This window comes from Rhodococcus sp. LW-XY12, assembly GCF_019317345.1.
GTDB classification, from domain to species: domain Bacteria; phylum Actinomycetota; class Actinomycetes; order Mycobacteriales; family Mycobacteriaceae; genus Rhodococcus; species Rhodococcus pyridinivorans.
The window spans coordinates 1068598-1089108 of record NZ_CP079225.1 but is presented as its reverse complement, the minus strand read 5'-3'; the positions used below and the strand labels follow the sequence as shown (position 1 = coordinate 1089108).

The 20511-nt window shown below is 68.8% G+C and carries 18 protein-coding genes and 1 tRNA gene; 6 read left to right on the top strand and 13 right to left on the bottom strand.

Going from position 1 to position 20511, the window contains the following annotated elements; genetic code table 11:
- The first annotated feature begins 35 nt into the window (after positions 1 to 35).
- Genes KXC42_RS05245 through KXC42_RS05235 form a run of 3 tightly spaced genes read left to right on the top strand, consistent with a single transcriptional unit; the run spans position 36 to position 3484 of the window.
- Positions 36 to 1241, top strand: coding sequence for an NAD(P)/FAD-dependent oxidoreductase (locus KXC42_RS05245; RefSeq protein WP_083543564.1), 1206 nt, complete (start codon positions 36 to 38; stop codon positions 1239 to 1241).
- The gene (locus tag KXC42_RS05240) at positions 1238 to 2119 is read left to right on the top strand and encodes an RNA polymerase sigma-70 factor (protein WP_024103206.1); all 882 of its coding nucleotides are present in this window, start codon (positions 1238 to 1240) and stop codon (positions 2117 to 2119) included. Before KXC42_RS05245 ends, KXC42_RS05240 begins: the two co-directional genes overlap by 4 nt.
- Positions 2120 to 2131: 12 nt before the next feature.
- Positions 2132 to 3484, top strand: coding sequence for an aminodeoxychorismate synthase component I (locus KXC42_RS05235; protein ID WP_071934493.1), 1353 nt, complete (start codon positions 2132 to 2134; stop codon positions 3482 to 3484).
- Here KXC42_RS05235 and KXC42_RS05230 read toward each other — a convergent pair.
- The 3 genes from KXC42_RS05230 to rsmI form a co-directional block, all read right to left on the bottom strand.
- Positions 3448 to 7422, bottom strand: coding sequence for a hypothetical protein (locus KXC42_RS05230; RefSeq protein WP_071934492.1), 3975 nt, complete (start codon positions 7420 to 7422; stop codon positions 3448 to 3450). The two genes, KXC42_RS05235 and KXC42_RS05230, sit on opposite strands and share 37 nt — an antisense overlap.
- A 286-nt stretch (positions 7423 to 7708) precedes the next feature.
- Positions 7709 to 9112 (bottom strand): sodium:alanine symporter family protein, encoded by a 1404-nt coding sequence (locus KXC42_RS05225; protein WP_006553808.1) that lies wholly within the window; start codon positions 9110 to 9112, stop codon positions 7709 to 7711.
- A gap of 224 nt (positions 9113 to 9336) precedes the next feature.
- A complete protein-coding gene (gene rsmI / locus KXC42_RS05220; RefSeq protein WP_071934491.1) occupies positions 9337 to 10224 on the bottom strand; it encodes a 16S rRNA (cytidine(1402)-2'-O)-methyltransferase in 888 nt (295 codons plus the stop codon).
- 23 nt (positions 10225 to 10247) lie between these two features.
- Between rsmI and KXC42_RS05215 the strand changes: the two genes are divergently transcribed.
- Positions 10248 to 11825, top strand: coding sequence for a dolichyl-phosphate-mannose--protein mannosyltransferase (locus KXC42_RS05215; protein WP_071934490.1), 1578 nt, complete (start codon positions 10248 to 10250; stop codon positions 11823 to 11825).
- Between the two features lie 31 nt (positions 11826 to 11856).
- On the opposite strand, the gene KXC42_RS05210 is transcribed toward KXC42_RS05215, so the two are convergent.
- The 5 genes from KXC42_RS05210 to mscL form a co-directional block, all read right to left on the bottom strand.
- Positions 11857 to 12657, bottom strand: coding sequence for a hypothetical protein (locus KXC42_RS05210; protein ID WP_006553805.1), 801 nt, complete (start codon positions 12655 to 12657; stop codon positions 11857 to 11859).
- An 88-nt stretch (positions 12658 to 12745) separates the two neighbouring features.
- Positions 12746 to 13192 (bottom strand): hypothetical protein, encoded by a 447-nt coding sequence (locus tag KXC42_RS05205; RefSeq protein ID WP_071934489.1) that lies wholly within the window; start codon positions 13190 to 13192, stop codon positions 12746 to 12748.
- Positions 13189 to 14799: a BCCT family transporter gene (locus KXC42_RS05200; RefSeq protein ID WP_006553803.1), complete on the bottom strand. Its 1611-nt coding sequence runs from the start codon at positions 14797 to 14799 to the stop codon at positions 13189 to 13191. The genes KXC42_RS05205 and KXC42_RS05200 overlap by 4 nt, the downstream gene beginning before the upstream one ends.
- Before the next feature lie 114 nt (positions 14800 to 14913).
- Entirely contained in the window at positions 14914 to 15276 is a 363-nt protein-coding gene (locus tag KXC42_RS05195; protein WP_006553802.1) for a GntR family transcriptional regulator, read from the bottom strand.
- 12 nt (positions 15277 to 15288) lie between these two features.
- Positions 15289 to 15738 (bottom strand): large conductance mechanosensitive channel protein MscL, encoded by a 450-nt coding sequence (mscL, locus tag KXC42_RS05190; RefSeq protein ID WP_006553801.1) that lies wholly within the window; start codon positions 15736 to 15738, stop codon positions 15289 to 15291.
- Between the two features lie 150 nt (positions 15739 to 15888).
- On the opposite strand from mscL, the gene arsC reads away from it, so the two are divergent.
- The gene (arsC, locus tag KXC42_RS05185) at positions 15889 to 16236 is read left to right on the top strand and encodes an arsenate reductase (glutaredoxin) (protein ID WP_006553800.1); all 348 of its coding nucleotides are present in this window, start codon (positions 15889 to 15891) and stop codon (positions 16234 to 16236) included.
- 7 nt (positions 16237 to 16243) lie between these two features.
- Here the strand turns inward: arsC and arcA are convergent, their stop codons facing one another.
- A complete protein-coding gene (arcA, locus tag KXC42_RS05180; protein ID WP_006553799.1) occupies positions 16244 to 17455 on the bottom strand; it encodes an arginine deiminase in 1212 nt (403 codons plus the stop codon).
- A gap of 100 nt (positions 17456 to 17555) precedes the next feature.
- Here arcA and KXC42_RS05175 point away from each other — a divergent pair, with 100 nt between their 5' ends.
- Positions 17556 to 18023, top strand: a complete 468-nt coding sequence (locus KXC42_RS05175) for an FABP family protein (protein WP_219130004.1) — start codon at positions 17556 to 17558, stop codon at positions 18021 to 18023.
- Between the two features lie 61 nt (positions 18024 to 18084).
- Here KXC42_RS05175 and KXC42_RS05170 read toward each other — a convergent pair whose 3' ends face one another.
- The 4 genes from KXC42_RS05170 to glpR form a co-directional block, all read right to left on the bottom strand.
- Positions 18085 to 18933 (bottom strand): SDR family oxidoreductase, encoded by an 849-nt coding sequence (locus KXC42_RS05170; RefSeq protein ID WP_071934487.1) that lies wholly within the window; start codon positions 18931 to 18933, stop codon positions 18085 to 18087.
- Between the two features lie 183 nt (positions 18934 to 19116).
- A complete protein-coding gene (locus KXC42_RS05165) occupies positions 19117 to 19260 on the bottom strand; it encodes a hypothetical protein (protein WP_153811617.1) in 144 nt (47 codons plus the stop codon).
- A 101-nt stretch (positions 19261 to 19361) separates the two neighbouring features.
- A tRNA-Ala gene (locus KXC42_RS05160) sits at positions 19362 to 19434 on the bottom strand.
- Positions 19435 to 19597: 163 nt separating this feature from the next.
- A complete protein-coding gene (gene glpR / locus KXC42_RS05155; protein ID WP_024103194.1) occupies positions 19598 to 20416 on the bottom strand; it encodes a gephyrin-like molybdotransferase receptor GlpR in 819 nt (272 codons plus the stop codon).
- Between the last annotated feature and the right edge of the window lie 95 nt (positions 20417 to 20511).

Genomic DNA, 20511 nt, shown 5'->3' with positions numbered 1-20511 from the left:
TGACACCACTTCCGACAAGCGAAGGGAACAGAGCGATGACGACGCAATTCCATGTGGTGGTCGTAGGGGCGGGCTACGCCGGAGTGATGGCTGCGAACCGCTTGCTCGCCGAACACCCCGAGGTGGCGGTCACCGTCGTGAACCCGCGACCGGTCTTCGTCGAACGCGTCCGGCTCCACCAGGTGGCGGCCGGATCCGGAACCGCCACACACGAACTGTCCGATCTCCTGCACCCGCGGGTGACGCTGCACGTCGGCACGGCCGTACGGATCGAGCCCTACGCGGTGTCCCTCGCCGACGGCACGGTCCTGCCATGCGACGCGGTGGTCTACGCCGTCGGCAGCACCACGGGCTCCGGCGCGATCCCCGGTGCGGAGAAGGCGTTCTCCGTCGCCGACCTCGACTCCGCCACTGCCCTGCGCGACGCGCTCATCGAGGCGGACGATCACGCCTCCGTCGTCGTGATCGGTGGCGGGCTCACCGGTCTCGAGACCGTCACCGAACTCGCACAGTCGCATCCGCGGCACACCCTCGTCCTCGTCGGCGATCCGGGAGCGGCCCTTCCTGTGAACACGCAGCGTTACATCCGCCACCGGCTCGACGAACTGGGCGTTCAGGTCCGGTCGGGAACGCGGGTCGCCCACATCGACGACGGCTCGGTCGTCCTCGACGACGGCTCCGAGATCCCCGCGACCCTCGTGGTCCGCACGGCCGGTTTCTCCGTGCCCGACCTGGCCCGTCGCAGCGGCCTGCCGGTCGACGACGACGGTCGTCTCCGGGTGCGCGACACCCTGCAGGCGGTCGACGGCTCGCCGATCGTCGGCGTGGGCGACGGCATGCCGGTCGTCGGCGTGGGCGACGTCATGCCGGTCGTCGGCGTGGGCGACGCAGTGGTGGTGGACGGCAACGACCACCTGCGCATGAGCTGCCAGGCGGCGATGCCGCTCGGCATCCACGGCGCCGACACGGTGTGGCAGTTGTTGCAGGGACGCGAGCCGGCACCGCTCTCGCTCGGTTTCGTCACGACCTGCATCTCTCTCGGCCGCGATCGCGGCGTCGTGCAGTTGTCGGCACGCGACGACACCCCGTCGAGGTGGGCCCTGCGCGGTCGGCTCGCAGCACCGGTGAAGGAAGCCGTCGTTCGTGGGACCATCCACACCATGCAACTCCAGGCGCGCGGACGTGCCCTGCCGTCCCGACGCGGACCGGACACCGCCGCACGCGAGAAGGCTCACGTATGACCGGCGACGACGTCTTCACCGAGCATCGGGGACTGCTGTTCTCGATCGCCTACGAGATCACCGGCAGTGTCGCCGACAGCGAGGACGTCCTGCAGGAGAGTTACATCCGCTGGGCCCGCACCGACACCGGCAGCGTCGACAATCCGCGGGCCTACGCGGCGCAGATCGTGACGCGTCAGGCGCTGAACTCGCTGCGCTCGGCGCAACGCCGCCGGGAGGACTACGTCGGGCCGTGGTTGCCCGAGCCGATGCTCACCGCCCCCGACGCAGCCGCCGAGGTCGAACTCGCCGAGTCGGTGTCGACCGCGATGCTGTTGGTGCTCGAGACATTGACGCCCGTCGAACGCGCGGTTTTCGTGATGCGCGAGGTGTTCGGTTTCGAGTACGGGCGCATCGCCGAGACGGTCGACCGTACCGAGAGTGCCGTCCGGCAGATCGCGCACCGCGCCCGCGAGCACGTCCATGCCCGGCAGCGACGCTTCACTCCCGCGGGCGACGAGACCGACCGGGTGGTCGCGGCGTTCCTCACCGCGGCCACCACCGGCGACCTCGACGGACTGCTGTCGCTGCTGGCTCCCGACGTGCGGTACCTCGCCGACGGTGGCGGCAAGGTCACTGCGGCCCGAGTTCCGGTCTTCGGCTCCGCGAAGGTCGCCGGCCTGTTCCTCGGACTGGTCCGGCATCCGCTGCCCGACATGACCATCGAGCCGGCCGTGGTGAACTCGATGCCCGGTTTCCTCGTCTACTCGGCAGGTGTCCTCGACATGGTGCTGCACCTCGAGATCGACGACCACCTGATCACCGGCGTCTACGTGGTCCGCAATCCCGACAAGCTCACGCATCTCCGGGCTCGTCCCGATGCTTCCGACCAGACATGACAAGCTGACGCCATGCGGATGGAACGACTCGGCCGCGGCGGCACCGTCGATCGCGTGCTCGGTGCACTCGCAGAACGCGCCAGGATCCTCGCGATCCCCGCCCCGGCGGCACTGTCGGGTGAATGGTTCGGGGCGGCGGCCGTGCTCGTCCCGTCCGTGTCCGTCGAATCCGTCCCACCGGCAGAGGTCTTCTCCCTCCCCGCGGACGCTCCCGGGCCCGGCGGTGCCGATCGGCGCTTCCAGCGCAGTGACGACCGGCCGCTCATCGGAGGCGGGCGCATCGGTTATCTCGCCTACCCGGATCGCATCCCGGACCGACCCGCGCTGCCCCTCGCCGCGAGCGGGTGGACCGACACTGTCCTGCGTCTCGACGCCGACGGGTGCTGGTGGTACGAGACCCTCGGTACCGCACCCTGCCCCGACGATCTCGCCGCGGCAGTCCTCGATTCACCGTCGACCGCCGCCCCGCCGACGAACGCCACAGAGTCGACGAACGCCACGGACTGGCACATCGACTGGACACCACCGCCTCGCGACGAGCACCGCCGCGGCGTCGAACACTGTCTCGACGCGATCCGCGCCGGCGAGGTGTACCAGGCGTGCGTGTGCACGCGGTTCACGGGCAGATGGGACGGCGATCCGCTGGCGTTCTTCGCCGACGGGATCTCCCGGACTGACCCTCCGCGCGCCGCCTACCTGCAGGGATCGTGGGGTGCGGTCGCGTCGCTCTCGCCCGAACTGTTCGTCTCCCTCCACGGCGACACGCTGCGGTCGAGTCCGATCAAGGGCACCCTCCCCCTCTCCGCCGACCCCGCCGGGCTACGGGCATCGGTCAAGGACGTCGCCGAGAACGTGATGATCGTCGATCTCGTCCGCAACGATCTCGGCCGCGTCGCCGAGACCGGTTCGGTGCGGGTCGAGGATCTTCTGACCGTGCGTCCCGCACCCGGCGTGTGGCATCTGGTGTCCACCGTCGCGGCGGAGCGGCGACCGGGTGTGACGGTCGCCGATGTGCTCGACGCGGCGTTCCCGCCCGCATCGGTGACGGGCTGCCCGAAACTCCGCGCCCGGACGCTGCTCACCAGGTGGGAGGGTTCCGCGCGAGGTGTCTACTGCGGCACCGTCGGCATGTCGAGTCCGATCGCCGGCACCGAACTGAACGTCGCGATCCGCACCGTCGAGTTCGGGCACGACGACAGCGGCAACGGCGTGTGCGCGCTCGGTGTGGGAGGCGGCATCACCATCGACTCCGATCCCGACGCGGAATGGCAGGAATGCCTCGACAAGGCCGCCAGCATCCTCGCGCTCGGCGACGCGCGGGCAGCCGTTCAGCACACCTCGTCGGGAGGCGACGGCAACTCGTAACGGTCGAGGACCTCCTCGAGTCGCACCGAGGTGGAACGGCAGATGCGGGCTACGACGGCATCGGCGTCGAGCCCCCATGTGCGGAGCAGACCGTCGCCACCGGCGGCGACGATGGTGCTGTCGGGCGCGAAGGTCACCTGCCATCGTCCCGTTCCCATGTCGGTGACCGGGCCACCGATCTCGTGCATGCCGCCCGGGTCGGCGACGTCCCACAGACGGACAGTGCCGTCGTCGCTGCCGCTGACCGCGCGGGTGCCGTCGAGGGTGATGGAGACGGAGTAGACCGTGCCGGTGTGGCCGCTCAACCGGGTCTCGCGGGCGACGAAGTCACCGGACTCGGTGCGGTCCCAGACCACCACGTCGTGGTCGTCCCCGCCGGTCACCAGCACGTCGCTCGACCCGCCGAAGGCCACGGTGTTCACGCCGGTTGCGTGCCCGTCCGAGACGTTCACCCGTGTCGGGGAGCGCGGATCGGTCACGTTCCAGGCGTAGATCTCGCTGTCGGCGCTCGTGACCACGAGACTTCGGCCGTCGGGGCTGATGGCAGCACTGCGCACGAGATTCTTCGGTCCCGTCAGCGGCTGGCCCCACGGCACCGGTTCGGCGGGATCCGCGATGTCCCACAACTGCACCGTGGAGTCGTCGGCGCCGGTCACGAGGGTCGTGCCGTCGGGTCCGAACGCCAGGGCGGAGGTGAACCTCGTGTCGAGCGGCACCGGATCGCCGAACGGCTTCGGTGTTGCCGGATCGCGCACGTCCCACAATTGCACGCTGCCGCCGGAGGTCGGTGCCGTGGCCAGGATCGTGCCCGCGGGCGAGAGCGCGCACACGTACGCACCGCCGAGCGGGCGCGGCAACGCGATCCCACCGGCGCGGTTCCAGTCGCCGCCCTGATCGACCCGCCAGAGCGTGACATCCGGTCCGTAGCTGCCGGTCGCGACGAGGGCTCCGGCACGATCGATCGCCGGCCTGGTCAGCGCTCCGTCGGCGACCGCCATCCGGGTCTGCGGCATCGTCCACACCCGGACGTTGGAATCCTGTCCGCCGGTGACGACGGTGGTCCCGGTCGGGCTCACCGCGAGCGTCGGGACACCGCCTCCGTGCCCGGTCAGCGGCGGGCCGATCTCGTCGAGGGTTCGTGTCGACGGGTCGACGTCCCACAGTTTCGCGGTGCCGTCCCAGGACGCGCTCGCCAGTGTGCGTCCGTCGGGGAGGAACGCGATGTTCCAGACACCGCCGGTGTGGGCGTTCGTCGGCACCCCCAGCGGGCGGGCCGCGCTCGGATCGGTGGTGTCGAACAGGTGCAGCACACCGTCGTCGCTGCTCGCCGCGAGGATCGTGCCGTCGCCGTTGAAGCTCACCGAATGGGCCACGTCGCCGAAACCGGTGAGCGGCTCACCGAGCGGCACCGGCCGCGAGGGCGTGCTCACGTCCCATAGCCGGACGGTGCGGTCGTCGCTCGACGTGGCGAGGACCTGCCCACCGGGACGGAAGGCCACCGTCCGCACACCACCGTCGTGCTCGTCGACCAAGGTGACGGGGAACCGGCCCGATCCGGGATCCGAGGTGTCGACGAGTGCGACGTGCCCGTCGTCGTAGGGCACGGCGAGCACCCGCCCGTTGGGTGAGTACCGCACGTTGTGCACGGCGCCGTCGGCGTAGACCTGCCGGTCGAGCACCACGCGCGGCGCGGCACGATCGGACGCGTCGTAGATCCACACACCGCCGTCACCTGCCCCGATCGCGAGGAAACGGCCGTCGGGGCTGAACGAGACGGACGCCATGTACTTCGACGACAACCGCAACGGCTCGCCCACGGCGGACGGTTCGTCGCCGTCGAGTGCCCACAGGCGGACGGTGCCGTCATCGCTCGCCGACGCGAGGGTGGCCCCGTCGGGGGAGACGACGACGCCGTAGACCGGCCCGGTGTGTCCGCTCAGTGTGTAGGCGAGGGGCACGGCCTGGCTGGCGATGAGCCTCGAGTACGCGACCGGGCTGTCGGGCTGGAGTTCGGCCGCGACGAGCGCCAGGTTCGCCGAGATCGTGGAGTCCTTGTCCCGCAGGGAGTCGGACAGCGCGACGATCTGCTGGAACTGCGCGGTGCTCCGTGCCGTCTCGGCCCGGCTCTTCGCGTCCCAGGCCAGTCCGGTCATGACGAACGCGATGATCGTGGACAGCGCCATCGCGGTGATGCCGACCCGCCGGGTCCGGGTCTCGCGGGCGATCTGCCGCCGGGAGGCGTCGAGGAAGGCCACCGCGGTGGGGCTGAGCGCGACCGGCCCGCGCCGGCCCTCGGGAGTGCCCGCCATGGCGAGGTGCGGATTCTGCTCGGACACGACGTCCATGCGTCCGCGCTGGTAGAGCAGCTCGCGGTTGCGTCCGGAGCCGAGCCAGGTCGACGCGTCGGCCTCGATCTGCTGTCGCAGGGCGGCACCGGCGCGGTCCTGCTGGATCCAGGACTTGAGTCGGGGCCACGCGTCGATCACCGCATCGTGGATGAGTTCGACATAGTCGGCGTCGACGACGAGCACACGTGCCGACACGAAATGGTCGAGGACGCGCTTCGACGCGTCGCGATCCTCCCCGCCGACCGCGAGCAGTTCGTTCAGCGACCGCGCGATCTTGACGTCCGTGCCGGTCGTGGTGACGTACACCAGGTGGACGAGCATCGAGCGGGCACGGGCACGGTCGGAATCGTCGGCGAGACTCTCCCACGCTCGTTCGGCGCCGGCGGCGACGGATCCGCGGACCCCGCCGGTCGCGCGGTAGGCGGCGACGGTGAGCGTGCCCCCGCTGCGCTTGTCCCACAGGGAGTCGAGCAGGTGGGACAGCAGGGGAAGTTCGGTGCCGCTGATCTCACCGTCGGCCAGTCCGGTGAGGTCGTGGAGGATGAGGTCGACGAGACCTGGTTCGAGGCGGACACCCACGAGTTTGGCGGGCGCGGTGATGACCTCGACGAGATCGTCGCGGTCGAGGGGCTGGACGGTCTTGGTCCGCCGTTCGAGGGCCCGGGCGAGCACGGGAGTGGCCACTGCCTGGTCGTAGAAGTCCGACCTCATCGTCGCGACGACGAGTGCGGGCGCGTCGCCGTCCGAACCGGTCGACGCCGTCTCGATGAGGGTGAGGAACTCGGTGCGCAGAGCGACGTCGCTGCACTGGGTGAACAGTTCCTCGATCTGGTCGACGACGATCAGCAGCAAGGACGACGACGTACGGGAGGTCGCGGCACGCAGGGCCGCGTGGACGGCGGTGTGGTCGGCGGGGTCGCCGACGTCGGTCAGTTCGGGGAGCGCGTCGACGAGTCGTGCCACCGGGTCGGTGCCGGGGGTGAGGACCACCGGGTGGCAGTCCGGCGCGGAACACAGCTGGGGAATGAGACCGGCCTGTACGAGCGAGGACTTGCCGACGCCGGAGGCACCGGTCACCACGACCGGGCCCTGCCCGTGGGAGGCCGTCACCACGTCGGCGAGGGTCCGCACACTCTGGGCGCGCCCGAAGAACAACCGGGCGTCGTTCTGACGGTAGGAGGCGAGTCCCTTGTAAGGGCGGATCCCGGGCGGCACCGATACCGATGCCGATTCCTTGGTGCGCGGAGCGTTCGCCTGGCCGCGCGCGGCCTTCCACCAGTTCTCCCACTGCTTCAGGGAGTACAGACCGGGGGCCGGCGGTTCGGCGTTGAGCTCCCGCGCCGCGCGGATGAGGACCACGAGCACCGGATGCACCGACTCGAAGTTGGCCGGCATCCGGTTGCCGCTGCGCCAGTCGCTGACCCGCTGTACGGAGACGGTCCGGTCGCTGCCCACCGCCCGGGCGACGGTCGCGGCATCCGAGACGACCTTCTTGAGGGCGGGACGACCGGCTGCGGCGAACAGCATGCGCAACTGGTCGGCGAAGAACTGACGCTGCGCCGAACCAGGCTTTCCGCCGGTCTCTGACATCCGTTCCGCGCCCTTCGTGCTCCCGTTCCCCGCCTGCAAACATCCGCTGCGGAAAAATTCCTCACCACGTCTGAGCAGGGATGATACCGGTTCCGCGCCGGTCGGTATTCTTCGTCCCCATCAAAGACGGGGAAGAGTGGTGACCACGCAAGGTTCGGCCTTGCAGTGTGGGGCGGGGGCCTCCACGCCGATAGGGACTGACGAGGGGTAGTTCCGGGTCGGCGTGGAGGCATGCTCCACATACGTTCGGCCCCGCATCACGCGGGGCCCTTCGCGTATCCCCGGCCTACTTCACGACGTCGGGATCGTCCGTCGCGACGGGGCTGTTCAACAGATACGGATCGCGATCCAGGTAGGCCTTCGTCTCCCGCGCGATCAGACCCGACAGCACCAGCAGACCGATCAGGTTCGGCAGCGCCATGAGGCCGTTCATCACGTCCGAGAAGTTCCAGACCACCTCGAGCTGGGTGGTGGCACCGATGAACACCACGATCACGAAGATCGCGCGGTAGGGCACCACGCCGCGGCGACCGACGAGACGCTCGACGCACCGCTCGCCGTAGTACGACCAGCCGAGGATCGTCGAGAAGGCGAAGAAGACGACCGAGATGGCAACGATCCAGTGACCCCAGTCCCCACCGAGGCCGTCGGCGAAGCCGGCCGATGTCATCGCGGCGCCCTGCTCGCCGGACTCCCAGGCTCCGGTCGTGACGATGACCAGACCGGTGAAGGTGACGACGATGATCGTGTCGATGAACGTCTGGGTCATCGACACCAGGCCCTGACGCACCGGGTGGGTGGTCTGGGCGGCCGCGGCGGCGATCGCCGCGCTGCCCATGCCCGACTCGTTCGAGAAGATGCCGCGCGCCACGCCGTAACGCAGAGCGATCATGAAGACCGATCCGATGAAGCCACCGGTGGCCGCCGTGCCGGTGAAGGCATCGGTGAAGATGAGCGCGAAGGCATCGGGGATCTGCGTGAAGTTGACCGCGAGGACGATGATGCCGGCGCCGACGTAGAGGAGGATCATCGCGGGCACGAAGCCGGCGGTGACCCTGCCGATGGACTTGATGCCGCCGAGCAGGACTGCCGCGGCGAGCACGGTCATCACGATGCCACTGAGCCAGGTCGGCACACCGAAGGTGCCGTCGAGCTGGGTGGCGACGGTGTTGGCCTGGGTCATGTTGCCGATGCCGAAGCTGGCGAGCACGGCGAACACCGCGAACAGCAGGCTCAGGACGAGACCGGCCTTGTTGGGGATGGCGCGGGCGAGGTAGTACTGCGGACCACCGCTCTGCTCACCCTTGGCGTCGGTCGTGCGGTACTTCACGCCGAGGAACGCCTCGGAGTACTTGCTGGCCATGCCGACCAGGCCGGTGACCCACATCCAGAACAGCGCGCCGGGCCCGCCGAAGTAGATCGCGGTGCCGACACCAGCGATGTTGCCCACGCCCACCGTCGCGGCGAGCGCGGTGGTCAGTGCCTGGTACTGGGAGATGTCGCCTTCGGTGGCGCCTTCGTCGTGGCGGGTGATCAGACCCAGCCGCAGTGCGGGCCACAGCTTGCGGAACTGGATGCCCTTCAGCCGAATCGTGAGCACGAGGCCCGTGCCCAACAGCAGCGGGATGAGCAGGTACGGCCCCCACACCACCCCGCCCACCTCGACGAGGAAATCGTTCACCGAATCCATCCGCGTCCTCCTGATCGTCCGAAGCCCCCGACAGCGTCCGACCGGCCGGTGCCGGTGACGTCTGCGCTCGGGACCCGGCAGAGTCTAGGCTTCCGTGGCACGCAATGTCCCCGGACCCCGCGGCGCGTCCGATATGCGTTCTTCTCGATCGGTGGGCGGCAGGCCGCGTCAGTCGCGACGCGCTTCCAGCACCGCGTCAGTCGCGACGCGCTTCCAGCACCGCGTCAGTCGCGACGCGCTTCCAGCACCGCGTCGTACAGTTCGCGCTTCGAGACCGTCGCACCGGACGACGTCGACGCCGCTTCGGCGACGACGGCGCAGGCGTCCTTCAGCCGCATCCCGTCCTCGACCTTCCGTTCCACCTCGTCGACGAGGTCGACGGGGTCGGTGGCCACGGCAACCGCCCCTTCGAGCACCACGGTGATCTCACCGCGCGCGCCCTCGACGGCCCACTCGGCGAGTTCGGCGAGCGTGCCGCGGCGCACTTCCTCGTAGGTCTTGGTGAGTTCGCGGCAGACGGCGGCGCGACGGTCACCGCCGAGCACGTCGACGGCGTCGGCCAGACAGGCCGCGAGCCGGTGCGGTGCCTCGAAGAACACCACGGCGCGAGGCTCCTGGACGAGCGTGCCGAAATACGCGCGTCGCTGGCCCGGTTTGCGGGGTGGGAACCCGTCGAAGCAGAACCGCTCGACCGGCAGGCCCGACAGGGCGAGGGCGGTGGTCACGGCGGACGGGCCGGGTAGGCAGGTCACCGGCAGACCGGTCTCGACGCACGCCGCGACGAGCCGATAGCCGGGATCGCTCACCGACGGCATGCCCGCGTCGGTGACGAGCAGGACGGTGCGGCCCTCCTCGATGTCGGTGACCAGGCCCGGCAGTCGCGACACCTCGACCTGATCGTAGAAGCTCACGACCCGCCCGGTGATGGTGACGCCGAGCGCCGCGGCGAGTGCCTTGGTGCGCCGGGTGTCCTCGGCGGCGATGACGTCGGCGGTGCCGAGAGCGTCGCGGAGACGCGCCGAGGCGTCACCGATATCTCCCATCGGAGTGGCGGCCAGCACGAGCCGGCCCTCTCCCGGGTTCGCGCCGTGGACCGGTTTGGCTGCCTGCATACGGCTCAGCCTACGATCGGAACGTGACCGTGACGGACCGCAGCCCTTCACAGGCCCCCGGCCGTGGTCCGTCGGCAGCGCAGGATCGTCGCCTCATCGGTCCAGGCCCGTTGGTGCCCGGACCCGAGCCCCTTCCGGGAGATCGGGCGCGGGGCTGGATCGTCACCGCCTTCGTCACGGCGCTCGCCGCGATCACGCGGTTCACGATGCTCAACTACCCCACCGATGCGAAGACGCCGGTGTTCGACGAGAAGCACTACGCACCGCAGGGCTGGCAGGTGCTCACCGGCGGCTGGATCGAGGACAATCCCGGCTACGGGCTCGTCGTGCATCCGCCCGTCGGCAAACAGATGATCGCGCTCGGCGAGGCACTGTTCGGATACACCGCGTGGGGTTGGCGTTTCTCGGCCGCTGCGGCCGGTGTCGTGCTCGTCCTGCTGGTCGTGCGGATCGTGCGGCGGCTGACCCGTTCGACGATGCTCGGCGCGATCGCCGGTCTGCTGCTCGTCGTCGACGGGGTGACCTTCGTGTCGTCCCGCCTCGGCATGCTCGACATCTTCCAGGCGGTCTTCGTCGTCGCGGCCTTCGGATGCCTGATCGTCGATCGCGACGATGTGCGTTCCCGCATGGCGAAGGTGCACGCCGAGGGCCGTGTCCTCGACAGTGTGTGGGGTCCGCGTTTCGGGGTGCGCTGGTGGCGCTTCGGTGCGGGCATCCTGCTGGGTCTCGCGGTGGGCACCAAGTGGTCGGGCCTGTATTTCATCGCGTTCTTCGGGCTGATGTCCGTGGCCTTCGACCTCGCGACGCGTCGCGCGTACCGGGTGCAGCGACCGTGGATCGGGACGGCCCTGCGCGACATCGGCCCGGCACTGTATGCCCTCGTGCTCGTCCCGCTCGGGGTGTACCTGTCGACCTACTGGGCGTGGTTCGCGAGCGAGACCGGCGTCTACCGTCACGCGGTCGGCTCGCGGATCGGCCACGACGGGATGTTCTCGTTCGTGCCCGACGCGCTGCGGTCACTCTGGTACTACAGCGCGAGCGTCCTGGAGTTCCACTCCGGCCTGACGAACTCGGCCGGCAACCAGCATCCCTGGGAGTCGAAGCCGTGGACGTGGCCGATGGGCCTGCGTCCGATGCTGTACTACTTCGCCGACGGTGAGCGGATCAGCGGATGCGACGCCGAGCAGTGCGTCAAGGCCGTGATGCTGATCGGAACGCCGGCGCTGTGGTGGGTGTCGGTGCCGGTGCTCGGATGGGGACTGTGGCAGCTGCTCGTCCGCCGCGACTGGCGGTGGGCCGCGGTGCTCACCGGATACGGCGCGGGGATCCTCCCGTGGTTCGCGAGCCTCGACCGGCAGATGTACTACTTCTACGCGGTGCCGATGGCGCCGTTCCTGGTGATGGGTGTCGCGCTGGTGCTCGGCGACATCCTCGGGTCGCCGCACGCCTCGACGGAACGACGGACGACCGGGCTGCTCGTGGTGTGCCTGTATGTCGGGCTCGTCATCGCGAACTTCGTGTGGTTGTGGCCGATTCTCACGGCGCTGCCGATCACCCCGGAGCACTGGAACGACCAGCTGTGGCTCCCCAGCTGGCGCTGAGCGGAGCGCAGTCGCTCGTCCCGAGGAGAGCTCAGTTGGGTTCGTCGAGCACGCTGCCCTCGGCCAGCTCGACGTCGCGGTCCCTGTCGGAGCCGTAGCGGATGCCGTCGAAGCGGCGCTCGAATCGCTCGTCGACGACCGTGAGGAAGCCCTTGAGTCGTTGGAGCAGCTCGGACAGGTGGCGGGGCACGAACGGATCGCCGAGCAGGTCGACGGTGGCGACAAGCCGGTCCTCGACGAGCACCACCTTGATGTGCGGCCACGTCCGGTTCAGTTCGGTGAGCTCGGCGAGCGCGTGGGTGCGACCGCCGGTGGGCGCGGCTCCCGGGGTGTCGTCCTCGGGGATCGCGTGCAGCAGCGGTGCCCACAGCCGGATGCTGCCGTCGTCGTCGATCACGACGAAGACCACATGGGAGTCGAGGACGACGACGAAGTCGCCGTCGGCGTCGACCGGCACAGGACGGCCGAGGGCGTGCGCGAGCGCATCGCTCACGCGTTCGCGGAGGTCGCCGAGGGCTGAGGGCGGGTGTGCCTGCAAGAAGGCCGGATGCGGCACCTTCCCGCGACCGCGCAGCACCGACACGATGTGCCGGGCGAGCGTGTCGGCCTCGGACACAGGCCTGGTGACCGGCTCGGATCCGGTGACCTCGATCGTGGCGTGTCCCCCGGCGCTCGCGAGCACCCGCACGCAGGCCGCGGGCCCCGAGGCGGTCTCGGCGTGCAGTTCGAAGGCGTCGGGTCCGGCGAGTTCGGAGATGCGCCGGGCCAGTTGCGAGGCGTAACGGGACCAATCGCGGTCGAGGGCCTCGTCGAATCGGTCGGTGTCGGTCACGCGCACTCCTCTCGAAGAGCAACTGCCGGGCAGGCGACACCGTACTCGGGGTGGGCGACAACTCACCGCAGGCACGCGGCGTCGTGTGTCACCCGTGATGCCGTCGTCCGGCCGCCGCCCACACCGCGACTCGCGATCCGCGTTCGAGGATGTCGACGATCGCGAATCCTGCCCGTGCGAGAACGGTACTCACGGTCATCGAGACGGTTCCGGTGTCCTCCCCCGGTCCTGCCCCGTCGATCACCCACAGTTGTCCGTCGTCGGTCAGCAGCGGCGCGAGGGCGGCCGCGGCGGCGGTGTCCTCGCGGAGGTCGGGGATGTCGAGTGCGTAGATGCGGTCGAACTTCTCCCGCTGCGCGAACTCGTGGGCGCGGGTCACCGAGGGTGCCACGCGCACGCGGCCGTGGGGACCGACGTTCTCGGCGACCACGGCGGAGGCGGGCCCGGCGTCGATCGCGAGGACGGACGTGCCCGGACGCGCATCGAGGACGTCGAGCAGGAACTCGACGTCCGCGATGTGGGACCGCTCGGTCATTCGACCTTGCGCAGTGTCCGTTTCCTGCGCCCGCCCGTGATCAGGGGGTCGCGCTGCAGATCCCGGTACAGCGACACGCACAGACCGATCATCACGAGGAGGAAGGGAGCTGCCGCGATGATCGTCATCGTCTGCAGGGCGTTGAGGGCTTCCTCGCCGCCGCTCCACAGCAGCAGGGCCGCGACACCGCCGGTGAGTCCGCCCCAGAAGACCACGACGCCGCGATTCGGCGCGAGGGTGCCGCGTTGACTGAGGCTGCCCATCACCATCGACGCGGAGTCCGCTCCGGAGATGAAGAAGATGGCGATGAGGAGCATCGCGACGACCGTGGCGATGCCGGTGAGCGGGAGGTTGCCGAGCACCCCGAACAGCTGTCCTTCGACGCTGTCGGCACCCGCGATGTCCAGGCCGTCCAGCTGCTGTCCGATACCGGCGCCGCCGAACACCGAGAACCAGATGAGGCTGACGAGGCTCGGGACGAGGATGACACCGACGATGAACTCGCGGATGGTGCGGCCGCGGCTGATGCGGGCGAGGAACATGCCGACGAAGGGCGCCCACGAGACCCACCACGCCCAGTAGAAGATCGTCCAGCTCGACAGCCACTCACCTGCGGCCTCGTTGGAGGCGGCCGTGCGCGCCGACATGCGGGCGAACTCCGCGGCGTAGGCACCGAGGGTGGTGGGCACGAGGTTGAGGATGAAGACGGTGGGTCCGAGCACGAACACGAAGATCGCCAGGATCGCGGCGAGCACCATGTTGATGTTCGACAGATATTGGATGCCCTTGGCGACACCCGTGACCGCGGAGGCGATGAACGCGAGCGTGAGCAGTGCGACGATCGCGACGAGCAGCATCACTCCGGCCGTCTCGAGCCAGCCGGTGACCTCGAAGCCCGAGCCGATCTGCAGCGCGCCCAGGCCGAGCGACGCCGCGGTGCCGAACAGGGTCGCGAACAGGGCGAGGATGTCGATGACCTTGCCGAGCGGACCTTCGGCCCGGCGTCCCAGCAGCGGGATGAACGCCGAGCTGATGAGCTGCTTGCGACCCCTGCGGAAGGTGCCGTAGGCGATGGCCAGACCCACCACGGCGTAGATCGCCCAGGGATGCAGGCTCCAGTGGAACATCGAGGTCGCCATCGCGACGCCGGTGCCGCCGGTGCTGCCCGGTGGCGGCTCGACGAAGTGCGAGAGCGGTTCGGCGACACCGAAGAACATCAAGCCGATGCCCATGCCGGCGGCGAACATCATCGAGATCCAGCTGACGGTGCGGAACTCCGGCTTCTCGTCGTCCTTGCCGAGCGGAATGCGGCCGTATCGGCTCACCGCCAGCCAGAGCGCGAAGAACACGAATCCGCTCGCCGTGAGCACGAACAACCAACCGAACTCGACGACGATCCAGTCGAGGATGTTCCCGGTAACGGTCCCGAAATTGTCGGTGGCGGCCAGGCCCCACACCACGATCGCCGCGACCAGCGCGGCAGCGACTCCGAAGACCACTTTGTCGGTCTGCGGCGGATGCGCCGCGGACGCGGCTACTTCAGAAGCACGGGCGCCCGAGACCTCGTCGATCTCCTCGGACCCGGGCCGATCACCAGGGACATTCATGCGAACAAACCTTGCAAGTTTCGGGCGCCTGCGGAGCGGAATCGTCGAACCCGAGAAAATCATCACATTCCGGACGCGCCGTGCATTCTCTGCACGAACCGGAAGATCGGCAGGTCAACCCGCGCGCAGGGCGGCCGAGACGAACTCGAGGATCTCCTCGTCGGACATCCCGAGTGCCCTCACCTCGGTGACGTACTCGTTGGTGGATCGCTGGGCCCGCGTGCGGGTGGGATCGCCCGTGTCGGCGACGAACGTCCCCGCCCGCCCCCGGGCCTCGAGCACACCCACCTTCTCGAGTTCCCGGTAGGTCTTGGCGACCGTGTTCGGAGCGATGCCGAGGGTGTCGGCGAGGCCCCGGACGGTGGGCAGCTTGGTACCAGCGATCAGCTCACCATCGTGGACCAGGTCGACGATGCGTCGCCGCAGTTGCTCGAACGGCGGGACAGGCGAGTCTGGATCGATGGCGAGGTCGAACATTCTCGCAGGTTATCAGCGCTCGGTGACCTTGACGGGCGCTTCGGCCGAGGGCACCTCGGCAGGGGCGTGGTTGTAACTCCCGGTCTCGAGCAGGTCGCGGATCTGGATGAGCAGATCGGTCTCGCTCAGCGGCTCGTCCTCGGGCTCCTTCTCCGGCGCGAAGCGGGCCTTGGCCGCGTTGACCGGCACGATGAGCACGAAGTAGACGACGGCCGCGATGATCAAGAAGTTGATCGCCGCGGAGATGACGGCGCCCAGGTTGACGAAGGTCGCGTCGTTCGACGAGAGCAGGCGGAAGCCGAAGCCCATCTCATTGTCGCCACCCACAGCAGCGACCAGCGGGTTCACGATGTGATCGGTGAACGCCGTGACGATGGACGTGAACGCCGCGCCGACGACCACTGCGACGGCGAGTTCGACGACATTTCCGCGCAGCAGGAAATCCTTGAAACCTTTGAGCATCGTGCTCCGTGCCTTTTCTGGTGAGAAGTCGAAAAACTTCAGTGCGCGGAGATCGTAGTAACGCTGCCCACCGGCTTCAACAGGGACGAATCGGGCAACACGGCGGCGGGTGGCAGCGGGTTACGGATTGCGCCGGGGCAGAATCGGGCCATGGCAACCACGGCGACGATCTATCACAACCCGCGCTGCAGCACGTCACGCAACACTCTGGCGTTGCTGAAGGAGAACGGACTCGAACCCACGGTCATCAAATATCTCGAGACTCCGCCCTCCCGAGACGAACTGCAGGCGCTGCTCGATGCGGCAGGTCTCACACCGAGTCGAGCGATCCGGAAGAAGGAATCGCTCTACAAGGAGCTGAACCTGGCCGAGGCGTCCGAGGACGAACTGCTCGATGCGATGGTCGCGAATCCGATCCTCATCGAGCGTCCGCTGGTCGTCACCGACAAGGGCACCGTGCTCGCGCGTCCGGTCGACAAGGTGCGCGAGATCCTCTGACGAGGAGTTACAGGACCGCCCGCGAGAGCGGGCACGACATGCATCGTGGACCGCCGCGGCCGGAACCGAGTTCCGACCCGGCGATCCGCAGTACCTCGATCCCCGAATCCTCGAGGCGGGTGTTCGTCTCGACATTGCGTTCGTAGGCGACGACGACGCCGGGCGCCACGGCCAGCGTGTTGTTCCCGTCGTCCCACTGCTCACGCTCGGCGACAACGGAATCCAGACCGGTGTCGATGACACGCAGTTTCTCGATCCCCATCGCGTCGGCGGCGGCCTCGAGGAAGGGGCGCGGCCCCGAGATCTGCACCGCGCCGTTCTCGCGGTGGATGGCGAACGCCTGGAGGCTGTCCCGGATCGCCGGGTACATCACCACCGCGTCGACGTCGACCATCGTGCACACGGTGTCGAGGTGCATCGACGCCCGGCGCTGCTCGATCGGGACCGCCAACACGGTGTGCGCGAGCTCGTCGTCGAAGACACTGCGCGCCAACGCTTCCGCACCGGCCGGACTCGTCCTCTCCCCCACCCCCACGGCGACGACGCCGGGCGCGAGGAGCAACACGTCGCCACCCTCGACGGGCGCGGTGTGCGATTCGTACGCGCGTCGCACGTGGAGGAATTGCGGGTGAAAGGCGTAGATGAGGTCGGTGAGGCTGGTCTCGCGCCGGCGCGCGGGCAGCGCAAGATTGGGGATCGCCACGCGCGAGCCGATCCAGAAGGACGAATCGCGCGTGAAGAGCAGGTTCGGCAGCGGTGCGATCGCGAAATCGGAACCGTGGTGCATCAGCCGCACGAGGGACGGGGCAGCGCCGTTGCCCACCGCGGGCAGTTCGTCGAAGGTCATGCCCGCGATGAGGATCCGGGCGAGCTCGGCAGCGGGCAGGGCACGCAGATGGCCCGTCAACTCCTCCGCGAGGGCATAACCGAGACGCTGTGCGTCGACGGCCGACGACACGCTTTGCACCCGCGCGGCGCCACTGGCCTCGAGTGTCTCGGTGAGCAGGTCGGCCAGCAGGAACACCTCCACCCCGCGGCTGCGCAGCAGCTCGACGAAGGCGTCGTGTTCCTCCTGGGCGCGCGCCACCCACGGCAGGGCGTCGAAGAGCAGCTGGTCGTTGTTGCGGGGCGTGAGGCGTTCGAGTTCGGCACCGGGCCGGTGCAGCATCACGGCGCGGAGTTCACCGACTTCGGACTCGACACCCCAGCGATGACTCATATGCTCACGGTATCGCGCAGGACGGCGGCATCCGGGTCAGGCGCGTCGAGTACGGCGGCAACGATTGCGAAGAACACACCGAGAACACGAGGGAGATTTCATGGCCGACGACCTGCTCGGGTGCCTGGCACCGTTCGCCGGGCGCTGGACCGGAGGTGGCGACGGCCACTACCGCACCATCGACGACTTCGCGTACGACGAGACGATCGAGTTCGCCACCATTCCCGGAAAGCCCGTCCTGATGTACGTCAGCCGTACGCGGCACCGCACGGAGGGACGCCCGTTGCACACCGAGAACGGCTACCTGCGCCGCAGCGGCGACGACGTCGAACTGCTCGTCTCGCAGCCCACCGGGTTCGTCGAGATCCAGCGGGCCCGGCCGGAGGGCGGCGTGCTGGACTTCACCACCCTCACCCTGGAGCGCTCACCCGACGCCAAGCCCGTGCACGAGGTCCGGCGGCGTTTCGAGGTCGACGGCGACGTGCTGGTCTACGACTTCTGGATGGCCCACGCCGACACCCCTCTGACGCATCATTTGCACGCCGAGCTGCACCGCGCGCCGGAATGATTCAGGTGGTTCCGGCCCCGCCGAGCGGTGTCGGATCCACTGAATCATGTCGCGCCGAATTTCATTTGGTGCCGACGACGCGACGGAAGTAGTCGTTGGCGGCCTGCATGACGAGGTTGTAGGGCGGCGCGAACTTACGCGCCCACCAGTAACCGAACCGGGTGTCGAAGGACGTGTAGACCATGAAGCGGTTCTTCAGGATGCCGGTGACGATGCGCTCGGCCACCTTCTCGGGAGTCGCGGCGTGGCGGACGAACCGTTGGGTGAGTTTGCGGACCTCGGGACGATCACGGTCGACGCCGACGATCTGCACGGTGTCGACGAGCGGTGTACGCACGGCCCCCGGGACGACCAGCGAGACACCGATGCAGTCGCGCTTGAGGTCGAACCGCAGCACCTCCGACACTCCCCGCAGACCGAACTTGCTTGCGCTGTAGGCGGCGTGCCACGGCAGGGCGAGCAGCCCGGCGGCCGAGGAGACGTTGACGATGTGCCCGCCGCGACCGGCCTCGATCATGGCCGGCACGAAGTTCTCGATGACGTGGATGGGCCCCATGAGGTTGACGTCCACCATGAGCTTCCAGTGCTCGTGCTGCAGCCGGTCGACGGTGCCCCACACCGACACTCCGGCGACGTTGGCGACGATGTCGAGCGACCCGCACGCCTCGTGCACGTCGCGGGCGAAGGCGGTGACGGCCTCGTAGTCGGAGATGTCGAGGGCGGCCGAGTGCAGCACGGTGCCGCCGCGTTCACGAACGCTGCGGACGACCTCGTCGAGGGCCGCCTCCTGCAGGTCGGTGAGCACCAGCCGGGCCCCGCGATCGGAGGCCGCATGGGCCAGGGCGCGGCCGATTCCGCTGGCCGCGCCGGTCACAAGGAATTTGGTTCCGCGCAGGTCGGTGATCGCCATGGCGACACCCTAGCCTCGCCGTGACGACTCGACGCTCCGGCGCGCCACGGACGAACCGGATGCGCCGGAGCGAAGCGACTTGTGTGTCCGGAGCGAAGCGACTTGTGTGTCCGAGCGAAGCGACTTGTGTGTCCGAGCGAAGCGACCTGTGAGCCGGAGTGTTGGGCTCCGGCGGATGGAAACTCAGAGCCGCTGGGCCATCTCCTCCTGGTATTGCCGAATCGTGCGCTCGATCATCTCGACATCGTCGTGGCGATTCTCGCTGCGCGCGAGGTCGGCGCGCTCGCGCAGTACCCGGATCGCCCGACGCAACTCGTCGTCACTCATCCTGTGGTCCATGCCACACAGTCTGCCGGGTTCGGCGTGGACCCGCCAGCGAATGGCCCTGCATACGACGAAAGCCCCGCCGAGGGCGGGGCTTTCAGGGGTGGAGCTGAGGGGAATCGAACCCCTGACCTCTTCGATGCGAACGAAGCGCGCTACCAACTGCGCCACAGCCCCGTAGGTTCCGAGGGAACCGACTCGCAAACTCTAGCAAACCACCCCGTCCATCACGAAATCGGAGTGTCGGCGCAGGTGACGGGCGATTTCACGGCCTGCTCCGAAGCCGGGTCGGGGCCCGCACAGATTCGATGCGGGCCCCGCCGTAAGCGTCGCAGGACGATCATTCCCCCACTGCGCGGGGAACGACGTAGTCGCCGGACTCGTCGTCGCCGTCGCTCGCTCGGACGTCGTAGCCGTGGTCGATGCCGTAGTCGTCCTCGTAGCGATCGAGGTGCTCGAACTCCGGATCCTCGTCGTCGACCTCGAGGACCACGGCCCCCGGGCGACGCAGGCGCTGTGGAACGTCGTCGTGGCCGCCGCGGGCCCCCGCGCGGGACCGTTGCAGTCGCGCGAGGCGACGCCGCCGGATCTCCTGCTCGAGATGCACCTGGCGCCGCAGGTAGAACAGATAGGCGACGAGGGCCACGGCCGCGAGACCGGCGAGCCACCACATGACCGACGAGACGATCAGGGCGAGCGCCGAGGTCATGATCGCGGCGATCAGCAGGCCGAGGACGGCCCGCTGCCGGAATTCGTATCGTGCGGCGCTGGCGACCGCATCGGCGTGCGGGTCGAATCCGCCGCGGCCCCGGCGTTGCGGTGCGTGTGCGCGCACGGGCTCACGATCGGGTGCTGCTTCGTGGTGGACGTCGGCCTCGTCGGAATCGATCTCCGGCCTGTCGTCGAGTTCAGTGTTCATGCGGTCCTCCGCGGGGGTGCGGTGCGTGCGGTCACGACTCGGACGCCAATGAGGATCGCTGCGGTGCCCGGCGGCCGGCCCTCGAGGGGTGATCGGCTCGTCGTCTCCGCGGTGCAGAACTCGAGTTGCGAGCGCGGCGTCGGTCGTCTGCCGGATTCGAGGACGCTTCGTGACCAGCATGGGAACCAGAACGAACAACCACACGGCAACGAGCCCGATCCACAGAAGCGAGTTCGGCATCCGGTGGTCCTCCCTCCAGTCGTCGCCCTACCAGCCCGTCGACGCCACCGACCTACATGAGGCTAACGGCATCACCGCGTTTACCTGTACAGAAA

Bases quoted from the DNA above. Each gene is read 5' to 3' on its own strand.
- KXC42_RS05230 (WP_071934492.1), bottom strand. From the start codon at position 7,422: ATGTCAGAGACCGGCGGAAAGCCTGGTTCGGCGCAGCGTCAGTTCTTC.
- KXC42_RS05175 (WP_219130004.1), top strand. From the start codon at position 17,556: ATGGCCGACGACCTGCTCGGGTGCCTGGCACCGTTCGCCGGGCGCTGG.
- arsC (WP_006553800.1), top strand. From the start codon at position 15,889: ATGGCAACCACGGCGACGATCTATCACAACCCGCGCTGCAGCACGTCA.
- KXC42_RS05240 (WP_024103206.1), top strand. From the start codon at position 1,238: ATGACCGGCGACGACGTCTTCACCGAGCATCGGGGACTGCTGTTCTCG.
- glpR (WP_024103194.1), bottom strand. From the start codon at position 20,416: ATGCCGAACTCGCTTCTGTGGATCGGGCTCGTTGCCGTGTGGTTGTTC.
- KXC42_RS05245 (WP_083543564.1), top strand. From the start codon at position 36: ATGACGACGCAATTCCATGTGGTGGTCGTAGGGGCGGGCTACGCCGGA.
- KXC42_RS05205 (WP_071934489.1), bottom strand. From the start codon at position 13,192: ATGACCGAGCGGTCCCACATCGCGGACGTCGAGTTCCTGCTCGACGTC.
- arcA (WP_006553799.1), bottom strand. From the start codon at position 17,455: ATGAGTCATCGCTGGGGTGTCGAGTCCGAAGTCGGTGAACTCCGCGCC.
- KXC42_RS05195 (WP_006553802.1), bottom strand. From the start codon at position 15,276: ATGTTCGACCTCGCCATCGATCCAGACTCGCCTGTCCCGCCGTTCGAG.
- KXC42_RS05165 (WP_153811617.1), bottom strand. From the start codon at position 19,260: ATGAGTGACGACGAGTTGCGTCGGGCGATCCGGGTACTGCGCGAGCGC.
- KXC42_RS05235 (WP_071934493.1), top strand. From the start codon at position 2,132: ATGCGGATGGAACGACTCGGCCGCGGCGGCACCGTCGATCGCGTGCTC.
- rsmI (WP_071934491.1), bottom strand. From the start codon at position 10,224: ATGCAGGCAGCCAAACCGGTCCACGGCGCGAACCCGGGAGAGGGCCGG.
- KXC42_RS05170 (WP_071934487.1), bottom strand. From the start codon at position 18,933: ATGGCGATCACCGACCTGCGCGGAACCAAATTCCTTGTGACCGGCGCG.
- mscL (WP_006553801.1), bottom strand. From the start codon at position 15,738: ATGCTCAAAGGTTTCAAGGATTTCCTGCTGCGCGGAAATGTCGTCGAA.
- KXC42_RS05225 (WP_006553808.1), bottom strand. From the start codon at position 9,112: ATGGATTCGGTGAACGATTTCCTCGTCGAGGTGGGCGGGGTGGTGTGG.
- KXC42_RS05200 (WP_006553803.1), bottom strand. From the start codon at position 14,799: ATGAATGTCCCTGGTGATCGGCCCGGGTCCGAGGAGATCGACGAGGTC.